This is a genomic window from Streptomyces sp. JW3 (assembly GCF_052216785.1).
Lineage (GTDB): Bacteria > Actinomycetota > Actinomycetes > Streptomycetales > Streptomycetaceae > Streptomyces.
Genome location: NZ_JBQOUX010000103.1, coordinates 1 through 20,597 on the forward strand (window position 1 = coordinate 1; position 20,597 = coordinate 20,597).

Consider the following 20,597-nt stretch of genomic DNA (forward strand, 5'->3'; position numbering starts at 1 on the left):
GCACCGGGGGCCCCGGGCCGTGTGGTGTGCGTACCGGTTCAGCGGGACCGGTAGGCGTGCAGGGTGATGTGCTCGGGCTCGCCGGTGGCCGCGGAGGTGACGGGCGCGGTGCGCTCGGTGGCGGCCGTCGCCGGACGCAGGCCGCTCAGACAGCGCTGGGCCAGCTTCTGGTACTGGAGGGTGCCGTTGCCCTTCCAGGCGATCTCCTCGGCGGTGAGTTCACGCACTACCTTGGCCGGGCTGCCCGCCACCAGGTGCCGCTCCGGCACCTCGAAGCGGGACTTGACGAAGCTGCCGGCGCCGACGAACGCCTGCCGGCCCACGACCACCCCGTCCATCAGGACGGACTTCATGCCGATGAGGCTGTCCCGGCCGACCCGGCAGCCGTGCAGCACACTGCCGTGGCCGACGTGTCCGTCCTCCTCGACGACCGTGTCGGCGCCGGGGAAGCAGTGCAGCACACAGCCGTCCTGCACATTGCAGCCGGCCCTGAGTTCGATGTGCCCGAAGTCGCCCCGCAGGCTCGCGAGCGGGCCGACGTAGCAGCCCGGTCCGACGTCGACCGAGCCGATCAGCACGGCGTCGGGGTGGACGAACGCGGTCGGGTGCACGACGGGGACCGTGCCTTCGAAGGAGTAGATCCGTGCCATGGCAGAATTCACCGTTCGTCGAGGCGGTCGGGGGAGGGCCGGCCGGCCGGGCCGGTCAGACCGGTGCCGGGGCGGTGCGCAGGGCGGCCAGGGCGTCGTACCCGTGGATCCAGGCCAGGTCGTCGGGCAGCCCGGTCAGCCGTTCGTTGCGGGCCTCGGCCTCCGGTCCGTCCGGCAGCTGGAAACAGCCGGCGTTCTTGCGCGAGCCGGCCTGGACCAGCCGGGTGCGGGGCCGGCGCAGCCGCTCGTAGCCGCGCAGCGCCCCGGCCACCCCGTCGGCGTCGGTGCCCGCGAGCAGCCGGGCCAGCACGACGGCGTCCTCCAGGGCCTGGTTGGCGCCCTGCCCGTGGTGCGGCAGCATCGCGTGCGCGGCGTCGCCCAGCAGGGTCACCCGGCCGGCGCTCCAAGTGCGCTGCGGTTCACGGTCGTACAGCGCCCAGCGGCCGGGGTGGTCGCAGGCGCCGAGCACCTCGGTGACGAACGGGTGCCAGCCGTCGAACGCGGCCAGCAGTTCGCCGGGGTCGCCCTCGGTGGACCAGGACTCCACCGTCCAGGTCCGGTCGGGCACGACGGCCAGGAAGTTCAGGGCGCTGCCGTCGGCCACCGGGTAGGCGATGAAGTGCCGGCCCGGTCCGAGCCACAGCCACAGCACCGGCTCGGCGAGTTCGGGGACGTGCCGCAGCCGGTCCAGCGGCACCAGGGCGCGATAGCCGCTGGTGCCGGAGAACACGGCCTCGTCGGGGCCGAACAGGTGGTGGCGCACCGCGGAGTGGATGCCGTCCGCGCCGACGACCGCGTCGGCCTCGGCCGCGGTGCCGTCGGCGAAGCGCAGCACGGCCCCGTCGGCGGTCTGCTCCACCGCGGTGCAGCGCGCGCCGAGCCGGACGTGCTCCGGGCCGAGCCGGGTGAGCAGCGCCTGCTGGACGGCCGCGCGTTCCACCGTCCAGAAGGGCGCTCCGAAGCGTTCCTCGTAGTGGCCGGTCAGCTGGTGGGTCACCATGGACCGGCCGGTGCGCCAGTGCCGGAAGTCGGCGCGGCCGGGCCGGGCGGCCGAGGCGGTGAGCCGCTCGACGACGCCCAGGTCGCGCAGGGCGCGGTGTCCGTTGGCGCCGATCGCGATGCCGGCGCCCTGGTGGGTCAGTTCCCGGGCCTGCTCGTGGACGACCGCCTCGATGCCCTGCCGCCGCAGGCCGAGCGCGACGGCCAGGCCGCCGATGCCGCCGCCCACGACGGCCACGTACGGGCGTCTCGCCGCCATGGCGTCTCCTTCTTCTTCTGGTGGGCCGGCGCCGGATCAGGGCGCCGGTGCGACACCGGTGAAGGTGCCGCGGTGGAAGACCAGGGGGTCGTGGTCGCGGCCGACGGCGCCCAGCACCCGCCCGACGACGAGCACGTGGTCGCCGAGCGCCTGGGTGAGGTGCAGGTCGCATTCGAGGCTGCCGGGCGCGTCGGGCAGCAGCAGGCAGCCGGTGTGCGGTCCGACGGCCCAGTCCGCGGCCTCCTCCACCGGGGGGCGCCGCACCGCGGGCGCGGTCAGCGCGCCGACCAGGGGCCGCGCCCAGTTGCCGAGGAAGGACACCGCCCACTGGCCCGAGGCCCGCACCCGGCGCAGGAAGGTGGAGTCGGCCCGCAGGTACATCGACACCAGCGGCGGGTCGAGGGAGACGGAGGTGAACGAGTTCACCGCGATGGCGTCGTGCCGCGTTCCGGTGCGGGTCTCGAAGCGGGTCGACACCGCGCACACCCCGGTCACGTACTGCCCGAGGACCTGCCGCAGATGGGTGTTCCCGGGCGGCAGGAGGGCCACCTGGGGCGGCGCGGCGGGACCGCCCGGAGCGGGGGCCGGGCTGCTCACCGCGCGGCCTCGACCGGGTCGGCCGCCCCGGTGCCGGGCGCGCCGCCGCCGAGCACGGTGGTGTCCTTGGGGTCGATCAGGTCCGGGACCTTCCAGCCGTGCTCGTCGTACTCCGACAGGCACTGGTCGACGAGCCGCTTGTACTCGTCGAACTTCCCGGAGGTCTGCTGGGCGTGCAGCGCCTCGAAGCGGATCTGCTCGTGGTTGCCGGCGTAGTTCATCTCGTACAGCTCCCAGCGGGCGCCGAACTCGGTGCCGACCGCGTCCCAGGCCAGCTTCATCAGCTTGACCCGGTCGATCGCCTCGACGCCCAGGCCCCGGACGTACTTGTCGAGGTAGGGCCGGACCTCGGGGTTGGACCAGTCCAGGGCGTGCGAGTTGTTGTAGATCAGCGCGCTGCCGAGGTCGCGCAGGAAGATCTCCCGCACCTTCGGGAAGATGGACGAGGACAGCACGCGGAAGGCCAGCGCGGTCTCCCCGTTGGGGGTGACGGTGCCGTCGGGCCACTTGGTGGGGTTCTCCGCCATGGAGTCCACCAGCGCCCAGAACATGTTGCGGTAGGCGAGCACCTCGCCGAGCCGGCTCTGCACCCCGCGGAACTCCGAGGTGCCGGTGGTCTCCAGGCACTTGGCGAGCAGACCGGTCAGGAAGTCCATCTTCACGGCGAACCGGACGCAGGCGTGGAACATCGCCCGGTAGAAGAACCCGGACCCGTAGAAGAAGTTGTTCGCCTTGTCCACGTCGTAGCAGAAGACGTTCTCCCAGGGGATCAGCACCTGGTCGAAGACGAGGATGCCGTCGTTCTCGTCGAGACGGCTGCTGAGCGGCTGGTCGAAGGGGCTGCTGACGGTGGCCGAGGCGAACTCGTACGACGGCCGGGAGATGATCTTCAGGCCGGGGCTGTTGGTCGGCACGACGAAGTACGCGGAGAACTCCTTGGCGCCCTTGGGGATGGCGCCGTAGCTGCCGATGAAGATGTGCTGGGTGAGCGCCGCGCCGGTGCCGACCACCTTGGCGCCGGAGACGACCAGGCCGGCGTCGGTCTCCCGGTCCACCGTGAGCATCACGTCCCTCAGCTCGGTCAGCCCGCGGTTGCGGTCGATCGGCGGGTTGACGATGCCGTGGCCGATGAACAGCACCTTCTCCTGCGCCTTGCGGTACCAGGTGGAGGCGTTGTCCTCGAACGGCGCGTAATGCTCCTTGTTGGACCCGAGGGTGGACAGGAAGGCGGCCTTGAAGTCCGGGGTGCGGCCCAGCCAGCCGTACGTCATCCGGGCCCACTCCTCCATGGCCCGCGCGGCCGCGCGCAGATCGCCCGAGGTGTACGGGGCCTTGAAGTAGGGGTGGGTGAAGCCGCCGCTGCCGGTGTCGGTGGGGACGACCAGCCGGCTGTTGCGCTCGGGGTCGTGCAGCGCGTCGAAGAGACGGGCCACCATGCGGGAGTTGTTGCGGAACGCGGGGTGGCTGGTTACGTCGTCGACCTTCTCGCCGTAGATCCTGACCTCCCGGCCGTCCCGGAGGCTCTCGAGGTACTCGTCCCCCGTCTGCGGGCGCGACACGGACCCGGAGGGCCTGGCGGTGCTGATCATGCGGAGTCACCTTTCGAAGCCGGTGGCGTGGCGGGGTGTGGCGCGCGACCACGCGGGCCGACGGCTCCCGCCGACGGTGTGCGCCTGCCGAAATGCTCCAGGAGCGGGCACCGCCCCGACAGTCGGCCGCTGGGGCTAGTACGCGGGTATTAGTTCCGCCCTTCTAGCCACAACGGCCCACTGCCCGCGCCCGGCGAGCGCGTGACAGGCTGCGCCCACCGCACCCCGCCACCCCGCCCCTCCTTGCCCTGCCCTGCTCGTGCCCCTGCCCTCGGATACAGAAGGCGTTGAGGTTGACAGCGTGGAAGCCCTGAAGCGCCCGTCACCGACGGACTCCCCGGAACAGCCCGGCTCCCCGGGACAGGGCGGCACTCCGCCGTCCGGACCGTCCCCCGACGCGTGGCGGGCCCTGCCCGCTCAGCAGCAGCCCGACTGGCCCGATCCCGCGGCGCTGCGGGCCGCCCTGTCGTCCCTGTCCAGTGCGCCGCCGCTGGTGTTCGCCAAGGAGTGCGACACCCTCCTGGACCGGCTGGGCGAGGTCGCCCGCGGCGAAGCCTTCCTGCTCCAGGGCGGCGACTGCGCCGAGACACTGGACGCGGTGAGCGCGGAGTCGGTCCGCGGCAAGCTGGAGGTCCTGCTCCAGATGGCCGCCGTGCTGACGTACGCGGCCGGCCTGCCGGTGGTCAAGGTCGGCCGGATCGCCGGCCAGTACGCCAAGCCCCGCTCGCGGCCCACCGAGACCCGGGACGGGGTGACGCTGCCCTCCTACCGGGGCGACGCCGTCAACGGGCTGGCGTTCACCGCCGAGGCCCGCACCCCCGACCCGGCCCGGCTGGAGCGCGTCTACCACGCCTGCGCGGCGACCCTGAACCTGCTGCGCGCCTTCACCTCGGGCGGGTACGCGGACCTGCACCGGGTGCACGAGTGGAACCGCGACTTCGTGTCCCTGTCCCTGGCGGAACGCCGTTACGAGCGGCTGGCAAGCGAGATCGACGCGGCGCTCGCGTTCATCCGGGCCTGCGGGATGAGCACCTCGACGATGCGCACCACGGAGGTGTTCGCCAGCCACGAGGCCCTGCTCCTCGACTACGAGTCGGCCCTGGTGCGGACGGACCCCGACACGGGGCGGCGGTACGCGCTGTCCGGGCACCTGCTGTGGATCGGCGAGCGCACCCGCCGGCTGGACGGGGCGCACGTCGCGTTCGCCGCGGGCGTCAGCAACCCGCTCGGCGTCAAGCTCGGCCCGGACGCGGCCGTCGGGGACGTACTGGCGCTGCTGGACCGGCTGGATCCGCGGCGCACCCCGGGCCGGCTCACCTTCATCACACGGATGGGGCGGGGCCTGGTGCGCGACCGGCTGCCCGCCCTGGTGGCGGCGGTGCGCGCGGAGGGCGCCCAGGTGGCGTGGGTGTGCGATCCCATGCACGGCAACACCTTCACCGCGCCCAGCGGCCACAAGAGCCGGCACTTCGACGACGTCCTGGACGAGATCACCGGCTTCTTCGAGGTGCACCGCGCCCTGGGCACGCACCCCGGCGGGGTGCATATGGAACTGACCGGCGAGGACGTCACCGAGTGCCTCGGCGGCAGCAACGAGGTCCGCTCCGACGACCTGCACCTGCGCTACGAGACGGCGTGCGACCCCCGGTTGAACCGCGCGCAGTCGATGGACCTGGCGTTCCGGGTCGCGGAGTGGTTCAGCGCCGAGCAGCGCCGGCCGGACCGGCCCCGCCCCGGGCACGTCCCGGTCCGCGCCCCGGACCTGCCCGGGTACGCGCGCGCCGCGGCGCCCGTCGGCTGAACCAGCCGCCGCGGACCCTCGGCCGCCACGGACCTTCCACCGCCCTCCGAGACAAAGGACCCGTCACCGTGCGGCACTTCGAGCACTTCTCCGTCGGCAGCGTCTACGAGCTGGGGGCCACCCGGCTCACGAGCGAGGACATCATCGGGTACGCGCGCGTCTACGACCCGATGCCGTTCCACCTCGATCCCGAGGCCGCCGCCCGCTCCCCCTTCGGCGGTCTGGTCGCCAGCGGCTGGCACACCGGTGCCGTGGTCATGGGGCAGTTCGTGCGCGCGCTGCTCGCGGACTCCGCCTGCCAGGGCTCGTACGGCATGGACGAGGTCCGGTTCCTGAAGCCGGTGCGTCCCGGTGACGAGCTGCGCGGCCGGGCCACCGTGGAGGAGGCCGCGCCGCACCCCCGGCGACCGCACGAGGGCACGGTCCGCTTCCTCGTCGAGGCGGTGGACCAGGACGGGCAGCCGGTGTACCGGATGCGCACCCGGCTGCTGTTCGCCCGCGCGGCGGCCGGGACCACCCGGCGGGAGGCGGCTGCCGCACAGCACTGACCGGACGTACGGGCTGGTCGCCGGCCGTGCGTTCCCCCCCTGCTCCCGTTCCTCCCCGGTCTCCCCCGTCCGGGGAGGAACGGGACTGCCCCGTGTCGGGCCGCGACCCTTTGACCGTACGCACCGTTGCGTCTAGTCTCGGTCAGGTCGACCGGCTCCGGGACGGACGCCGCGACCGACGCGACGAGGAGGACGCGCCATCGACGCCCAGCACGAGCGGGACCGGCCGGCCGGCCGGGCCGCGGCCCGCACCCGCAACGGCCCCCGGCGCAGCGAGGCCGCGCGCGTCGCGGTGCTGCGCGCCGCCGACGACCTGCTGCTGGACGTCGGCTTCCAGGCCATGACGGTCGGCGCGATCGCCGACCGGGCGGACGTCGCCAAGCAGACCATCTACCGGTGGTGGCGGTCGAAGGTGGACATCCTGCTGGACGTCCTGGCGGAGGACCTGCGGGACCCGGCGTTCTGGCCGGAGCTGCCGCACGGCCCGCAGGCCGCGTTGGAGCGGTACGTGACCCACGTGGGCACGGTCTTCACCGAGTCCCCCACCGGCCGCGTCCTGTTCGTGCTCATCGGGCACGCCCTGCACGACCCGGCCACCGCCACGGCACTGCGCCGGGACGTACTGCGGCCGCAGCGGCAGTACGACCGCGGACGCGTCCAGGCGGCACTGCCGCCCCGTCCCGGCACCACCGCGCCCCGGCACCACGCCGACCAGCTCCTCGACCTGGTCGTCGGGGCCGCCTTCCACCGGGCCTTCATGACCGGCCGGCCGCTGGACGCCCGGTTCGTCCGGCAGTTGACCACCGCCGTCCTGGCGCTCCGGGACGGCGTGCCGTCGCCCGGGGTGTCGTCGCCCGGGGTGCCGTCACCCGGGGTGTCGTCCCCCGCCTCCTCCGCCTGAAGGGCTGTCCCCATGTTCCGGACCCGTCGTACCCGTTACACCGCCACGGTGGAGGCGGTCACCACGATCGCCCCCCGGATGGCGCGCGTCACCCTGGGAGGCCCCGGCATGGCGGCCTTCCACTGCGACGAACCGACGCAGTGGGTGAAGCTGTTCGTGACCGATCCGCTGGACGGCCGGACCGCCGGCCGGGCCTACACCGTGCGCCGCACGCACCCGTCCACGCCGCGGATGGACGTCGACGTGGTGCTGCACGGCAACGGCCCCGCCGCCCGCTGGGCCGAAGCCGTCCGCCCAGGCCAGGAGGTCTCCTTCGGCGGCCCGCGCGGCTCCTTCCGCCCCGACCCGGACGCCGGCTACTACCTCCTGGCGGGCGACGAGAGCGCCCAGCCCGCCGTCCTCACCATCGCCGAGAACCTGCCCGCCGCACTGCGCGGCGCCGTCTACCTGGAGGTGTCGGGGCCCGAGGCCGAGACCGAGGTGAGCCTGCCGGCCGGCCTGGACGTGGTGTGGGTGCACCGAGCCGGCCGGGCCAAGGGCGAGGCGCTGCGGGACGCCGTGCTCAAGGCATCCGTCCCGCGGGCACGGGTCGCCGCGTGGGCGGCCGGGGAGTCCGGCGCCGTCCGGGACATCCGCCGCCACTTCCTGGAGGGCCTCGGCCTGGACCGCCACCGGGCCTACGCCAAGGGCTACTGGAAGCGGGACGAGGCCGACCACCGGGACCCGCTCGCCTCCGACTGAGGGGCCCGACCAGAGCGGCCGTGCGGCCGCAGGATCCCCCGGCCACGCCACGCCACGCCACGCCCGCACCGGCACCGCGCTCCTCGCACCGGGCTTCTCCCAACGGACTTCTCCCACCGGACTTCTCCCACCGGGCTTCCCGAGGCACCTCCCCGGGGGCGGCGCGTCACGCGGCCGTGGCCGGTCCGCTCCGCCCGCCCGCGCTCCGCCCGGTCGTCGACAGGAGCAGTACGGCCAGCCCGACGCCCGCCGCGGCCACCCCGCCCACGAACAGCGCGCCACGGGGGCCGAAGGCCGTGCCGACCGCGCCGACGGCCGGGGCGCCGATGACCGTGCCGCCCATCCAGCCGATGGACCAGACCGACATGACCCGGCCGCGCATCTGCGGCGCGGCACCCACCTGCATCAGCGTCTTGGCCGACGAGTTGAAGGTGATGGAACCGGCGCCCACCAGGACCAGCAGCGCCAGGGCCACCGGCAGGCTGGGCGCCAGCGCCGCGGCGCAGATCAGCGCGCCCCAGATCAGCGCCGACACCGACAGCGACCGGGTGCTGAGCCGGCGGCGCCGCATGGCCACCAGCCCGCCCAGCACCCCGCCCGCGCTCATCAGCGCCGTGGCCGCGCCGTAGCCGGCCGAGCCGGAGTGGAACGCCGAGGTGGTGAGCAGCGGCAGGCTCACCGGGAACTCCCAGGTGAGCACCCCGGTCACGTACACCATGACCATCGGATACAGCAGTTCGGGGGTGCGGCGGATGTGGGCCAGACCGGCCCGGATCTGCCCGCTGCCCCGTACCTCCCGCTCGGCGGGGTACAGCTCCGAGGTCCGCAGCATGGCCAGGCTGACGAGTACGGCCAGGAAGGACACCGTGTCCAGGGCGAAGCACGGGGCCACCCCCAGGGCGGCGATGACGAACCCGGCGGCGCCGGGGCCGAGCAGCTTGGCCGTGTTGACGAAGGTGGAGTTGATCGCGATGGCGTTGCTCAGGTGTTCCGCGTCGACCAGCTCGCTGATCATCTTCTGCCGGGCCGGGCTGTCGAAGAGGTTGGTCAGGCCGAGCGTCAGCATGACCACGATGAGCAGCGGCAGGGTCACGAGATCGGCCGCGGTCAGTACGGTGAGCAGGGCGGCCTGCGCGGCGAAGCAGACCTGGGTGAGGGCGAGCAGCCGGCGGGTGTCGTGCCGGTCCACGACCAGGCCGCCCCAGACGCCGAGCAGCAGGACGGGCAGATAGCGGGCGCCGATCACGACGCCCAGCAGGGTGCCGCTGTGGGTGAGTTGCAGGGTCAGCCAGCCGACGGCGATGTTCTGCATCCAGTTGCCGACCACGGACGTGGTCTGCCCGAGGGTGTAGACCCGGTAGTTCCTGACGCGCAGCGAGGCGAAGCCGGCCAGCGGCCGCCCGGCGTCCCGGTCCGGGGCCGGTCCGGCGGTGGGTGTCCGGTCGTGGTGCAGGTCGGTCATCGGCGCACCGGGGCCGGGTCGTGCCCGGCCCGGGCGGGGCGGACGGCCGGGTGCGGCCGCGGCGAGGTCATGTCGCTCCGTTCCGAAGTGGTGACGCCGCCGCCCGCCTCGGCGCGGGCGGCGGCCCGGTCAGGACCGCGCGGCGCCGGCGCCGGGGGTGCCGGTGCCGACGCGGAAGGCGATGGAGTCGGGGAAGGGCACGGCCACGCTGGTACCGGTGTCGGTGAGGTGTCCGGACGCCGGGGAGACGCGGAACAGGTTCACCGTGCCGCTCGCCTCGTTGGCGACGAACAGCCATCGGCCGCCGGGGTGGAGGGCGAAGCTCCACGGGGTGACACCCCCGCAGGGCACCCGCTGCACCTCGGTGAGCAGGTGGGTGGCCGGGTCGGTGGCGAAGACGACGAGGGTGTTCTCGGCGCGGTTGGAGGTGTAGACGTGGCGGCCGTCGCGGCTGACGGCCAGTTCGGCGGCGCTGGTGGCTCCGGTGTGGCCCGGGGTGTTCGTCGACACTGTCTGACGATGTGTCAGTTCACCTCGGACGGCGTCCCAGTGCAGGGCCTGGAGGTCGGCGGTCAGCTCGTTCAGCAGGTAGACCGTCCGCCCGTCGGGGTGGAAGGCCAGGCGGCGGGGGCCGGACCCCGGTGCCGTCGGGTAGCCGGCGGGGCCGTCGGGTGCGCCGGCGGACAGCCGGTGGGTGTCGGGGTCGTAGTCATGGACGAACACCCGGTCCGCGCCGAAGTCCGCGACCAGCGCGTGCCCGCGGTGCGGGGCGACGACCACATGATGCGGGTGCGGGCCGGTCTGCCGCGGGCTGGGTCCGGAGCCGGTTTCCCGCACCCGGGAGGCCACGGCGCCGAGCCGGCCGGCCGTGTCCAGCGCGACGGTCGCGGCGGCGCCGGCCGCGAAGTCGGCCACCAGCAGGGCGCCCGCGTCCGGGGCCGGCCCGATGAAGGACAGTCCGCCGCTGCCGGTCGGGGTCGGCTCCGTCTGGACCTCGCCGATCTCGCGCAGGGCCCCGGAGGTGTCGTCGATGCGGAAGGCGCGGACGAATCCGCCCTGCTCGGCGCCGGCGACGTAGAGCACCGGGCGGGTGGGGTGGGTCGCGACCCAGCCCGCGCTGACCTGCGCGACCGCGCCCAGCGGGGTCATGGTGCCGTGGCCGGGGTCGAAGCGCACCGCGTGCACCTGGCCCTGTCCCCAGGTGCCGACGTAGAGCAGGTCGCCGGTCCGGCCCGGTGGGCCCGGTGCGGCGGCGGCCGGTGCGGCGGAGAGCGGCGGCAGGGCGGTGGCGACCGACGTGGCGAGCGCCGCCAGGACGGTACGGCGGGAAGGCCGCCGGCGCGGCCGGTCGCCGCTCTGGGGGCCGTGCGCGAGTGCGTTCATCGGGGACGCCCTTCTCCTGTCACAAGCCACCAGAATTGTCGAACAAAGACGCAGGGAACGTAACGCTCGCGACCTCCCCGAGCAAGGTCAGCGCCGGAAGAACTCATGACTTGCACCAAAAATCCCGATTGACCCCCTTCTACTTGTCAGACAAAGATTGCACGTCGAGAGCGTCACCCGCGGTCCACCCCCGCACCCGCCCCGCATCCGCCGCGAGCGGACCCTTCACGGGGACCTCAGCACCCCTGTTGTCCAACAATCTTGGACAGTCCATCCGGGCTCAGCTCGGTAAAGAAGGTTTTTCCAGCAGACTCCTTGTAGCCATGAGTCGCCAGTGTTACGTTCCGACACAGCTTGTAGGACAATCTCAATCGCACCCCGTCACATACGACCGCCGCCACAGGCGCGAGCGCACGGCCTTCTCGTCTCGTCAACGAGGGGGAGGTCGAGGAGACAGACATGTCGACCAGTCAGCGCAATTCCCACCCGGAGGCCCTCCGTCTCGAGGACGTCACCCTTCAGTTCCCCGGCACCCACCGACCGGCCATCGAGAACGTGTCGTTCAAGGTCGACCGCGGCAAGGTGGTCGCCGTGATCGGCCCCAGCGGGTGCGGAAAGAGCACCATCCTCAACCTGGCCGCCGGACTGCTCACCCCCACCCGGGGGGAGGTCCACTACGCGGGCGAGCGGGTCAGTGGCGTCAACTCCGACGCGGCGTATGTGACTCAGCACTCCCACCTGCTGCCCTGGCTGAGCGTCAAGGGCAACATCGGTCTGGCGCTCAAGTTCCGCAAGGTACCCAAGGACGAACGCGACGAGCGCATCGCCCACTGGGTGCGGCTGGTGGGCCTGACCGGCTTCGAGAACCACTTCCCCCGGGAGCTGTCCGGCGGTATGCAGAAGCGCTGCGCGATCGCCCGCGCGCTGATCTACAACCCGTCCATCGTGCTGATGGACGAGCCGTTCGGACCGCTCGACGCCATCACCCGGCTCGAGCTCCAGCAGGAACTGCTCAACATCTGGCGCGAGCAGAACGGAACCCTCATCTTCGTCACCCACGATCTCAACGAGGCCATCTACCTGGCCGACGAGGTCGTCGTGATGTCGAAGGGTCCGGGCACGATCCGCCGCGTGCTCCCCGTCCCCTTCACCCGCCCCCGGCAGATCGGCGAACTCGTCGAGTCACCCGAGTTCTCCGAGCTCTACAACGACCTGTGGAGCCTTTTCGCGGCCGAGCGGAAGGCCGCCGCGTAACACGGGAACACCAGGTCCCCGTTCCGCTCCGTTCCCCGAGTCACCAAGTCACCACGCCGGTCGTGCCGTCATGCCCCCATGTCTTCTCCCCCATGACGTCATGCCCTGCCGCCAAGTGAGGTCACAGCTTTGATATCGATCACGGAAGAGATCGCCGTACCGAGTCCCCCCGGACGTGTCTGGGAAGTCATCTCCGACCCCTCGGCGGTGGTGTCCTGCATCGGCGGTGCCGAGCTGGGGGCGTCGCACGAGGACGGGTCCTTCGACGGGACGCTGGCCATCAGGTTCGGTGGTCTGCGGGTGAAGTTCGCCGCGCGGGTCGCTCTGGACCTGGACGAGGCCGCGCACGAGGGCCGGCTCACCGCTCGCGGCGGTGACGGGCAGGGCGCCACCCGGTTCAGCGCCGGCGCCACCTTCAGGGTCACCGAGGGGGACACCCCGGGCAGCTCGCGGGTGCTGTGCGACGGCGAGATCAAGCTCAACGGCAAGCTCGCCAAGCTGATCGAGTCGGGCGCGGGGGTGGTGGTCTCCCGGATGACGAAGGAGTTCACCGAGGAACTGGTGAAGGTGTGCGCCGAGCCGGTCGCGGCGACGACTTCCGTGCCGGTCGCGGTGGCGGCCCGGCCGGCCGGGCCACTGGCCCGGTTGCGGGCCTGGTGGGCGGGGCGCAGGGCCAGGCGCCTGGCGGCGCGGCGGGCGGCGGGCACATCCGGTGAGGCACTGGGCCAGGGAGGACGGCGATGACAACGACACCGAGGCACAACAAGGTGATCGAGCGGCTCGCGGCCGGTGAGCACGTGTTCGCGACGTTCTCGGCCGCCGAGCCGACCGCCGCGGTGGAACTGACCACCACCGACTACGACGGGGTGGTGTTCGAGATGGAACACAAGCCCTGGGACATCAACGCGCTGCGGGACAGCTTCCAGTATCTGCTGAGCCGCCGCCAGATCCACGAGGCGGACAGTCTCGCGCCGGCCGTCACGCCGATGGTGCGCATTCCCGCCAACGGCGCGGAGCGGGCCCAGTGGCATGCCAAGCAGGCCCTGGACCTGGGCGCGTTCGGGATCATCTGGCCGCACATCTCGACGGTCGAGGAGGCCCGCAACGCGGTGGCCGCCTGCCGCTACCCGCGGCTGCCCGGCACGCCCGGTTACGAGCCGGCCGGGCTGCGCGGGGACGGCCCGCACGCCGCGACCCGTTACTGGGGCATCTCCAACATCGAGTACTACGCCAAGGCCGATGTGTGGCCGCTGGCCGAGGACGGCGAGATCCTGGTGGGGCTGATGATCGAGGACCAGCAGGGCATCGAGAACCTGCCCGACATCCTCGACCAGGTCCCCGGCATCGGCCTGATCCTGATCGGCGAGGGCGACATGAGCCAGGAACTCGGTGTCCCCCGCCAGTACGAACACCCCCGGGTCCTGGAGTGCAAGCGGCAGATCCTCGGCATCTGCGCCCGGCGCGGCGTCCCGGTGGGCCATCCCCATGTGACGGCCGGCAACGTCGAGCAGGTCCTCGCCGACGGCTACCGCTTCCTCATGTCCGCACCGGTGCGCACCTACCCCGGCCTGGCGAAGGCCCGCGAGCTGACCGGCCGGGCCTGACACACCCCCCCTTTTCGGAGCACACTCATGATCATTGACTGTCACGGCCACTTCACCACGGCGCCCCCGGCGCTCGGTGAGTGGCGCCACCAGCAGATCGCGGCGTTCGAGGACTCCGGCGCCCGCCTGTCCCCCGACACCCTGCGCATCAGCGACGACGAGATCCGCGCCGCCATCGAGAACGGGCAGCTCAAGCTGCAGGTCGAGCGCGGCACGGACCTGACCGTGTTCTCGCCGGGCGCGGGCAAGATGGCCCACCACTACGGCGACGAACACACCAGCCTGGACTGGTCCCGGGTCAGCAACGACCTGATCGCCCGGGTGTGCGGCCTGTTCCCCGACCGGTTCGTGGGCGTGTGCCAGCTGCCGCAGTCCCCCGGTGCCGCACTGCCCGCCTCCGTCACCAACTCGGTGGCCGAACGGGAGCGCTGAGTCGAGGAGTTGGGGTTCGTGGGCTGTCTGCTCAACCCCGACCCCTCGGACGGCTACTACCAGGCGCCGCCGCTCACCGACCGGGTGTATTACCCGCTGTACGAGAAGATGGTCGAGCTCGACGTGCCCGCGATGGTGCATGTGGCCATGTCACGCAACCCCGCCCTGCAAGGCACCTGCGCGCACTACCTGGCCGGTGACACGGCGGCGTTCATGCAGCTGTGCGAGTCGGACCTGTTCACCGACTTCCCGACACTGCGGCTGATCCTGCCGCACGGCGGCGGGGCGGTGCCGTACCACTGGGGCCGCTACCGGGGCATGATGCAGGACCGCGGCCGGCCGCCGCTTCAGGAGTCGATCCTGCGCAACGTGTACTTCGACACCTGCGTCTACCACAAGCGCGGCATGGAACTCCTCCTCGACATCATCCCGAGCGAGAACGTGCTGTTCGCCTCGGAGATGATCGGCGCGGTGCGCAGCGTGGACCCCGAGACCGGGCGCCGCTTCGACGACACCAAGTACACCCTCGACTCCATCGACACCCTCAGTGAGGCGGACCGCCGGGCCGTCTACGGCGACAACGCCCTGCGGGTCTTCCCCCGCCTCGCGGCACACGTGAAGGGATCTTGAGACATGAAGCTCTACGAAGCGCTGGCCGAGGCGTTCGTCAAGGAAGGCACCCGTGATGTCTTCGGCATGATGGGCGACGCCAACATGCACTGGATGGCCGCGCTGGCCGACCGCGGGGTGCGGCTGTACGAGGTCCGCCACGAGGGCTCCGGCCTGGGCATGGCCGACGGCTGGGCCCGCGGCGCCGGAGCGCCCGGTGTCCTCACCACCACCAGCGGCCCCGGTGTCTCCCAGCTGGCCACCTCGATGCTGTGCGCCAGCCGGGCCCGCACCCCGCTGGTCGCGTTCTGCGGGGAGACCCCGCTGGGCGACGAGGGCGCCACCCAGTACCTGGACCAGCGGCGTTTCGCCGCCGCCGTCGAGTGCGACTTCCTGCACCTCACCCGGCCCGAGCTGGCCCAGGAGACCGTGCGCCAGGCCTTCTACCGGGCCCGCACCCAGTCCCGGCCGGTCATGATCAGCGCGCCGTTCGACGTGCAGGTCGCCGAACTCGACGACTACGACGAGGACTACACCCCCTCGACCGCCCTGATCGACACCGCCCGGCTGCTGCCCGACCCGGCCCGCGTCCAGGCCGCCGCCGACCTGGTCCAGGACGCCAAACACATCGTGGTCATCGCCGGCCGCGGCGCCCGCAAGGCCGAGGCCGGCGAACAGATCCTCGCCCTCCAGGAACAGACCGGCGCCCTGCTGGCCACCACCTTGCAGGCGAAGAACTGGCTGTGCGACCGCACCGACTTCCACGTCGGGCTCTCCGGCCTGTTCGGCGACAAGCTCTCCATGGAACTGCTCCAGGAGGCCGACTGCGTCATCGCGGTCGGCGCCAGCCTGAACCACTACACCATCGAGTCCGGCTACCTCTATCCCGAGGCCAAGTACATCCAGATCGACACCGCCCCGCACCTGGTGATGGGCAACGGCAGGACCGCCGACTGCTATCTCCAGGCCGACGCGGTCACCGCCCTGACCGAACTGACCCGCACCCTGAAGGAGCGGTCGGTGCGCCTGGAGGGCTACCACACCGAGCAGACCCGCCGGCACCTCACCGGCCGCCTCCAGCAGCCCGAGTACGTCCGCGAGCCCGGCCGTCTCGACCCGCGCGAGGCGATCTGGATCCTCGACCACGAACTCCCCGCCGACATGGGCCTGGTGCTGGGCAGCGGCCACCAGACCGACTTCGGCACCATGCTCTTCCAGCGCTCCCGTGACGTGCTGTCCAACTACGGCATGTTCGGCGCCATCGGCCAGGCCCCGCTGATCGCCCTCGGCCAGATGATCGCCAAGGGCAACCGGCCCGGCTTCGTCGTCGAGGGCGACGCCAGCTTCCTGATGCACCTGCCCGAGTTCGAGACCGCCTGCCGCTACGACATCCCCCTCCTGGTCGTCGTCATGAACGACCAGGGGCTGGGCGCCGAGTACCACAAGGCGAAGGCCAAGGGCCTCGACCCCGACCTGGCCACCATCCCCACCCCCGAACTCGGCGCCGTCGCCGAGGCGCTGGGCGGCGGCGGAGCCACCGTCCGCACCGCCGACGAACTGCGCACCGCACTCGCCGCGTACGTCCGCTCCCCCCGCCCCACCGTCATCGACGTCCGCATCACCCGCGAAGTACTCAGCACCCCCTACCGCCGCATCCAGTACGGCGAGGACGTGTGAGCGGGAAGAAGGGAACACCCATGCCTACACAGCTCAAGGTGATGCTGGGCAACCACCCGCACACCCGCCCGTTGAAGGACGGCACCGTCCCCGTGCCGGGGGTGGACTGCCAGTACCCGGAGTCCACTCCGCTGCCCCCGGCCTTCGCCCGGATGGTCCGCGACCTGGCCTACGACATCTGCGAGATGCCGATGGCCACCTACCTCCAGGCGCTGGACGCCGGCATCCCGGTGACACTGCTGCCGGTGGTGCTGGTGGGCAGCACCCACCACCGCTCCCTGACCCGGCTGCCCGAGGGCCCGGAACTGAGTCCGGCGGATCTCGCCGGCCGCCGGGTGGGCGTCCGCGCCTACGGCCAGACCACCGGTCTGTGGGTGCGCGGCTGGCTCCAGGAGGAGTACGGGGTCAAGTCCTCGGACGTCACCTGGGTGACCACCGAGGACGTCCATGTCGCCCAGTACGTCAACCCGCCGAACGTGGAGCGGTCGAAGGCCGAGCGGGTCGCGGACCTGCTGCGCTCCCACGACGTGGCGGCGGCGGTGCTCGGCCCCAAGGCGATCGGCGGGCAGGGCGCGGGCCTGGTGCCGCTGGTGGCGGACGCCGAGCGGGCCGGGCAGGCGTGGATCGAACGGCACGGGACGATCCCGGCCAACCATCTGCTGGTGGTGCGCGACGACGTCCTGCGGGACTCACCGGACGCCGTGCACGCCGTGTACCGGGCGCTGGAGCAGGCCATCGCGGACACCGCGGGCGAGCGCGACGGCTCCCCCGCCGGCCGCGCGGTCACCGCCGGCTGGAGCCCGCGGCTCACCGCGTGCGTGGCGGTCGCCGCCCGGTACGCCCGGGAACAGGGCCTGATCGGCAAGGCCGTGGACGTCGCGGCGATCGAGCGGAAGACGGCCTTCCTCACCGCTTGAGGACCCGGCGGACACCTGCACAACCAGTGAAAGGAGGAGCGGCGATGGGTGAGCCGGTAGGGCTGCGCAAGCGGGGCAACCCGCCCACGCGCAAGCCGGAGATCTGGACCCCCGACCTGCTCGACAAGGTCGCCTGGCGGGTGAAGGCGGCGCACGAACCCTTCCGGGGTGTGGCCACCTCGGACGGCATCCGGCCGGGACTGTTCCCGCTGCGCGACACCGGAGCGGACGTCCGCGAGGTGACCCGGGCGGCGGAGGAGTACCTCGTGGGCCTGACCGAGGAGCGGCGCGCCGAGGGCCGGTTCGCGATGGACGACGAGAGCTGGCGGCACTGGAACAACGGCGCCCGCTACTTCCTGCGCCACGGTGTGCTGCTGGAGGACCTCGACGACGTCGGCCGGCAGCAGGCCATGAATGTCGTCCGGGAGAGCCTCAGCGCGGCCGGCTACGGCCAGCTGACCGACCTGATGCACCTCAACCTCACCATCGGTGAGCTGAGCGACAACACCCACGGCCTCAACGAGTGGCTGTACTGGTTCTCCGTCTACGGGGAGCCGGAGAACGGCGGCCCGTGGGGCTGGCAGCTCGACGGCCACCACGTCAACGTCAACTGTGTCTTCGTCGGGAATCAGATGGTCCTCACCCCGTCCTTCCTGGGCGCCGAGCCGGTGGTGGCCGGGGGTGGGAAGTACGCCGGGACGGTGGCCTTCCGGGGCGAGGAGGCGCTCGGCCACGAGCTGTTCACCCAGCTCGACCGCGGGCAGCGGGAGCGCGCCACCCTCGCGGCCGGCCGGCCCGAGGAGTTGCTGGTCGGGGCGTTCCGGGACAACTACGAGCTGGACTACCAGGGGCTGCCGCTGTCCGAGCTGTCGGCCGGCCGGCGGGAGACCGCGCGCCAGCTCCTCGGCCTGTATGTGAACCGGGCCCGCGCGGACCAGGCCCGCACCCGGATGCGGGAGGTGCTGGACCACGAGGGCGACACCTACTTCGGCTGGGCCGGGGACCCCGACGGCACCTTCTACTACCGCTTCCACAGCCCGGTGATCATCGTCGAGTTCGAGCACATGCCCGGTGTGTTCTTCGACAACGACTATCCCTCGCGCCGGCACATCCACACCGTCGTGCGCACCCCCAACGGCAACGACTTCGGCGTCGACCTGCTGCGTCAGCACCACGAGCGGCACCACCGGCACCGTCCCTCGACACAAGAGACACAAGGAGAAGAGAAATGAAGCTGGTGCTCGGCCGTGACGATCTCGCGGCAGCCGCGCTGTCGGCGGCCCGGGAAGCGGGCGCGGAGCCGGAGCGGGTCGGCATCAAGCCGGTGCACAAGGCGTCGCGTGGTTTCGTGAACCGGTCCGACGTCGACCTGTGCGAACTGGCCATCGTGACCGTGCTCCAGGCCCTGGCCCACGGCAAGCCGGTCCTGCTGCTGCCGGTCACCACCCTCGGCCGGCACCAGCACCAGACCCTGGTCACCCTCGGCGGGCTGAGCGTCGCCGACGTCGAGGGCCACCGGGTCGGGGTGCGCGCCTGGAGCCAGACCACCGGTGTGTGGGTGCGCGGCTTCCTCACCGAGCAGTACGGTGTCGACCTGCGCAAGGCGCGGTGGACGACGTACGAGGGCCATCACGTCGAGGGCGCCGAGGACCCGTCCTGGGTCACCCGGGCGCCGGAGGGCACCAAGCTGCCGGCCGACTTCCTGGCCGGGAACGTCGACTTCGGCATCATGGGCAACGAACTGCCCGCCGACGACCGCATCCGCACCGCCATCGACGACGCGCAGGCGGTCGCCGAGCAGTGGTCGAAGGACCAGGGGTTCATCCCCGTCAACCACGTGGTCGGCGTCTCCGAGGCCGCCGCCGCGCGGTATCCCGACGCCGTGCTGGCCGCGTACGACGCGATGGCCGCCGTACTCGCCGCCAAGGAGGAGACCGGCCGGCCCTTCCCGCTGCACCCGGTCGGCTTCGAGGCCCTGCGCGGCGCGTTCACCAAGGCCGCCGGCTACGCGCTGGAACAGGACGTCATCCCCCGCGCGGTGGACTACGACGAACTCGTCGAGCGGACCTGCACGGCACTCGGTGTGTCGCCGGCCCGCCTCGGCGGCTGACACCCCCGCCCCCACACCTCAGAACGAAGAAGGACAGCCACGTATGGACAAGCTCACGGTCGTCGTCGGGGACTACCCGCACGCGCAGCCCCTGCTGGACGGCGACATCACGATGGACGGGTACGCCGTCGACCCGGTCGAGGTCAAGCCGGTCATCGGCGCCTACCGGCGGATGATCCGGGACCTGGAGTTCGACGTGTGCGAACTCGCCCCCGTCTCCTACCTGATGGCACGTCAGGAAGGCATCGCGCTGACCGCCGTCCCGGTGTTCCTCAACCGGCGCTTCCACCACGGTGACGTGCAGTGCGCCGCGCACTCCGGCATCCGGGTGCCGCGCGACCTGGAGGGCCGCCGGATCGGGGTGCGCGCCTACTCGGTGAGCACCGGGGTGTGGGTGCGCGGTGTGCTGCGCGACGAGTACGGCGTGGACATCGACACCATCACCTGGGTGGTGGACGACGACGACCACATCGAGGGCCGGGTGCCCGCCAACGTCGAGCGGGTCACCGACGGCCGCTCGCTGGGTGAACTGCTGCGCGCCGGCGAGATCGACGCCGCGCTGACCGGCAACGCCGGCACCGGCCGGGCCGGCGCCCCGAAGGCCGGCTGGACCGCCACCGCCGAACCCGAGGCCGGCGGCGACGAGAGCCCCTACCCGCTCTTCCCGGAGGCCGGCACCCTCGCCGTCGACCACTACCTGCGCAAGGGCGTCTACCCCCTGCACTCCCTCGTCTCGGTACGCACCGAACTGGTGGAGCGCGACCCGGAGCTGCCGACCAGGCTGTACGCGGCGTTCGCCGAGAGCAAGCGCCGCCACCTCACCGCGCGGCCCGACTGGGCGGCGGTGCCCCGCCTGGCCCGCCAGGCCCGTGACATCGGCGGCGACCCCGTCCCCTACGGCATCACCGCCAACGAGCCGAGCCTCATCGCCATGGTCCGCTTCGCCACCGACCAGGGCCTGCTGGACCCGGACTTCCCCGCCGACCTCACGGCCCTGTTCGCCGCGGGCGACTACCCGGACGCCTGAACCACCCCAAGAACAAGACCCAAGAACAAGACCCGAG

18 protein-coding genes and 1 pseudogene are annotated in these 20,597 nt (G+C 72.2%); 13 read left to right on the forward strand and 6 right to left on the reverse strand.

Translation table 11 applies throughout. From position 1 onward, the window contains the following. Window positions 1–38: 38 nt before the first annotated feature. From ACTT8P_RS30510 to ACTT8P_RS30525, 4 genes are read right to left on the reverse strand one after another with little or no spacing between them, the layout of a single operon-like run. A complete protein-coding gene (locus tag ACTT8P_RS30510; RefSeq protein WP_442835011.1) occupies window positions 39–650 on the reverse strand; it encodes an acyltransferase in 612 nt (203 codons plus the stop codon). 55 nt (window positions 651–705) lie between these two features. Continuing rightward, a complete protein-coding gene (locus ACTT8P_RS30515) occupies window positions 706–1,908 on the reverse strand; it encodes an FAD-dependent monooxygenase (protein ID WP_442835012.1) in 1,203 nt (400 codons plus the stop codon). 36 nt (window positions 1,909–1,944) lie between these two features. Then, window positions 1,945–2,505 carry a flavin reductase family protein gene (locus ACTT8P_RS30520; protein WP_442835013.1) on the reverse strand — a complete coding sequence of 187 codons (561 nt, stop codon included), beginning with the start codon at window positions 2,503–2,505 and terminating at the stop codon, window positions 1,945–1,947. Next, window positions 2,502–4,094, reverse strand: coding sequence for a 4-hydroxyphenylacetate 3-hydroxylase N-terminal domain-containing protein (locus ACTT8P_RS30525; protein ID WP_442835014.1), 1,593 nt, complete (start codon window positions 4,092–4,094; stop codon window positions 2,502–2,504). Before ACTT8P_RS30525 ends, ACTT8P_RS30520 begins: the two co-directional genes overlap by 4 nt. A 301-nt stretch (window positions 4,095–4,395) precedes the next feature. Between ACTT8P_RS30525 and ACTT8P_RS30530 the strand changes: the two genes are divergently transcribed. The 4 genes from ACTT8P_RS30530 (at window position 4,396) to ACTT8P_RS30545 (ending at window position 8,085) form a co-directional block, all read left to right on the forward strand. Beyond that, the gene (locus ACTT8P_RS30530; protein ID WP_442835015.1) at window positions 4,396–5,895 is read left to right on the forward strand and encodes a class II 3-deoxy-7-phosphoheptulonate synthase; all 1,500 of its coding nucleotides are present in this window, start codon (window positions 4,396–4,398) and stop codon (window positions 5,893–5,895) included. A 68-nt stretch (window positions 5,896–5,963) separates the two neighbouring features. Beyond that, window positions 5,964–6,443, forward strand: a complete 480-nt coding sequence (locus ACTT8P_RS30535) for a MaoC family dehydratase (protein ID WP_442835016.1) — start codon at window positions 5,964–5,966, stop codon at window positions 6,441–6,443. A gap of 292 nt (window positions 6,444–6,735) precedes the next feature. Continuing rightward, the gene (locus ACTT8P_RS30540) at window positions 6,736–7,344 is read left to right on the forward strand and encodes a TetR/AcrR family transcriptional regulator (protein WP_442835017.1); all 609 of its coding nucleotides are present in this window, start codon (window positions 6,736–6,738) and stop codon (window positions 7,342–7,344) included. A gap of 12 nt (window positions 7,345–7,356) precedes the next feature. After that, window positions 7,357–8,085 (forward strand): siderophore-interacting protein, encoded by a 729-nt coding sequence (locus tag ACTT8P_RS30545; RefSeq protein ID WP_442835018.1) that lies wholly within the window; start codon window positions 7,357–7,359, stop codon window positions 8,083–8,085. A gap of 166 nt (window positions 8,086–8,251) precedes the next feature. On the opposite strand, the gene ACTT8P_RS30550 is transcribed toward ACTT8P_RS30545, so the two are convergent. Both ACTT8P_RS30550 and ACTT8P_RS30555 read right to left on the reverse strand, forming a co-directional pair. Further along, on the reverse strand, window positions 8,252–9,547 hold the full coding sequence (locus ACTT8P_RS30550; RefSeq protein ID WP_442835019.1) for an MFS transporter: 1,296 nt from the start codon (window positions 9,545–9,547) through the stop codon (window positions 8,252–8,254). A 129-nt stretch (window positions 9,548–9,676) separates the two neighbouring features. Next, window positions 9,677–10,930 carry a lactonase family protein gene (locus ACTT8P_RS30555; protein ID WP_442835020.1) on the reverse strand — a complete coding sequence of 418 codons (1,254 nt, stop codon included), beginning with the start codon at window positions 10,928–10,930 and terminating at the stop codon, window positions 9,677–9,679. A 459-nt stretch (window positions 10,931–11,389) separates the two neighbouring features. On the opposite strand from ACTT8P_RS30555, the gene ACTT8P_RS30560 reads away from it, so the two are divergent. The 9 genes and pseudogenes from ACTT8P_RS30560 to ACTT8P_RS30600 all read left to right on the forward strand — a co-directional run bounded on the left by ACTT8P_RS30560 (window position 11,390) and on the right by ACTT8P_RS30600 (window position 20,560). Beyond that, window positions 11,390–12,184: an ABC transporter ATP-binding protein gene (locus ACTT8P_RS30560; protein WP_442835021.1), complete on the forward strand. Its 795-nt coding sequence runs from the start codon at window positions 11,390–11,392 to the stop codon at window positions 12,182–12,184. A 129-nt stretch (window positions 12,185–12,313) separates the two neighbouring features. Next, the gene (locus ACTT8P_RS30565) at window positions 12,314–12,928 is read left to right on the forward strand and encodes an SRPBCC domain-containing protein (RefSeq protein WP_442835022.1); all 615 of its coding nucleotides are present in this window, start codon (window positions 12,314–12,316) and stop codon (window positions 12,926–12,928) included. Further along, the gene (locus ACTT8P_RS30570; RefSeq protein ID WP_442835023.1) at window positions 12,925–13,788 is read left to right on the forward strand and encodes an HpcH/HpaI aldolase family protein; all 864 of its coding nucleotides are present in this window, start codon (window positions 12,925–12,927) and stop codon (window positions 13,786–13,788) included. The genes ACTT8P_RS30565 and ACTT8P_RS30570 overlap by 4 nt, the downstream gene beginning before the upstream one ends. Before the next feature lie 27 nt (window positions 13,789–13,815). Further along, a pseudogene (locus ACTT8P_RS30575) lies at window positions 13,816–14,850 on the forward strand (amidohydrolase family protein). A 3-nt stretch (window positions 14,851–14,853) separates the two neighbouring features. Then, window positions 14,854–16,506, forward strand: a complete 1,653-nt coding sequence (locus tag ACTT8P_RS30580) for a thiamine pyrophosphate-binding protein (protein ID WP_442835024.1) — start codon at window positions 14,854–14,856, stop codon at window positions 16,504–16,506. A gap of 20 nt (window positions 16,507–16,526) precedes the next feature. Continuing rightward, a complete protein-coding gene (locus ACTT8P_RS30585) occupies window positions 16,527–17,423 on the forward strand; it encodes an ABC transporter substrate-binding protein (RefSeq protein WP_442835025.1) in 897 nt (298 codons plus the stop codon). A gap of 44 nt (window positions 17,424–17,467) precedes the next feature. After that, a complete protein-coding gene (locus ACTT8P_RS30590) occupies window positions 17,468–18,655 on the forward strand; it encodes a DUF3500 domain-containing protein (protein WP_442835026.1) in 1,188 nt (395 codons plus the stop codon). After that, the gene (locus ACTT8P_RS30595) at window positions 18,652–19,533 is read left to right on the forward strand and encodes a hypothetical protein (RefSeq protein ID WP_442835027.1); all 882 of its coding nucleotides are present in this window, start codon (window positions 18,652–18,654) and stop codon (window positions 19,531–19,533) included. The genes ACTT8P_RS30590 and ACTT8P_RS30595 overlap by 4 nt, the downstream gene beginning before the upstream one ends. Window positions 19,534–19,576: 43 nt before the next feature. Further along, window positions 19,577–20,560 (forward strand): 4,5-dihydroxyphthalate decarboxylase, encoded by a 984-nt coding sequence (locus ACTT8P_RS30600; RefSeq protein ID WP_442835028.1) that lies wholly within the window; start codon window positions 19,577–19,579, stop codon window positions 20,558–20,560. Window positions 20,561–20,597: the final 37 nt, after the last annotated feature.

What these genes read in the sequence shown, in the direction of transcription:
- ACTT8P_RS30510 (WP_442835011.1), bottom strand. Translation starts at nt 650, where the DNA reads ATGGCACGGATCTACTCCTTCGAAGGCACGGTCCCCGTCGTGCACCCG.
- ACTT8P_RS30515 (WP_442835012.1), bottom strand. Translation starts at nt 1,908, where the DNA reads ATGGCGGCGAGACGCCCGTACGTGGCCGTCGTGGGCGGCGGCATCGGC.
- ACTT8P_RS30525 (WP_442835014.1), bottom strand. Translation starts at nt 4,094, where the DNA reads ATGATCAGCACCGCCAGGCCCTCCGGGTCCGTGTCGCGCCCGCAGACG.
- ACTT8P_RS30545 (WP_442835018.1), top strand. Translation starts at nt 7,357, where the DNA reads ATGTTCCGGACCCGTCGTACCCGTTACACCGCCACGGTGGAGGCGGTC.
- ACTT8P_RS30550 (WP_442835019.1), bottom strand. Translation starts at nt 9,547, where the DNA reads ATGACCGACCTGCACCACGACCGGACACCCACCGCCGGACCGGCCCCG.
- ACTT8P_RS30555 (WP_442835020.1), bottom strand. Translation starts at nt 10,930, where the DNA reads ATGAACGCACTCGCGCACGGCCCCCAGAGCGGCGACCGGCCGCGCCGG.
- ACTT8P_RS30560 (WP_442835021.1), top strand. Translation starts at nt 11,390, where the DNA reads ATGTCGACCAGTCAGCGCAATTCCCACCCGGAGGCCCTCCGTCTCGAG.
- ACTT8P_RS30570 (WP_442835023.1), top strand. Translation starts at nt 12,925, where the DNA reads ATGACAACGACACCGAGGCACAACAAGGTGATCGAGCGGCTCGCGGCC.
- ACTT8P_RS30580 (WP_442835024.1), top strand. Translation starts at nt 14,854, where the DNA reads ATGAAGCTCTACGAAGCGCTGGCCGAGGCGTTCGTCAAGGAAGGCACC.
- ACTT8P_RS30585 (WP_442835025.1), top strand. Translation starts at nt 16,527, where the DNA reads ATGCCTACACAGCTCAAGGTGATGCTGGGCAACCACCCGCACACCCGC.
- ACTT8P_RS30590 (WP_442835026.1), top strand. Translation starts at nt 17,468, where the DNA reads ATGGGTGAGCCGGTAGGGCTGCGCAAGCGGGGCAACCCGCCCACGCGC.
- ACTT8P_RS30595 (WP_442835027.1), top strand. Translation starts at nt 18,652, where the DNA reads ATGAAGCTGGTGCTCGGCCGTGACGATCTCGCGGCAGCCGCGCTGTCG.
- ACTT8P_RS30600 (WP_442835028.1), top strand. Translation starts at nt 19,577, where the DNA reads ATGGACAAGCTCACGGTCGTCGTCGGGGACTACCCGCACGCGCAGCCC.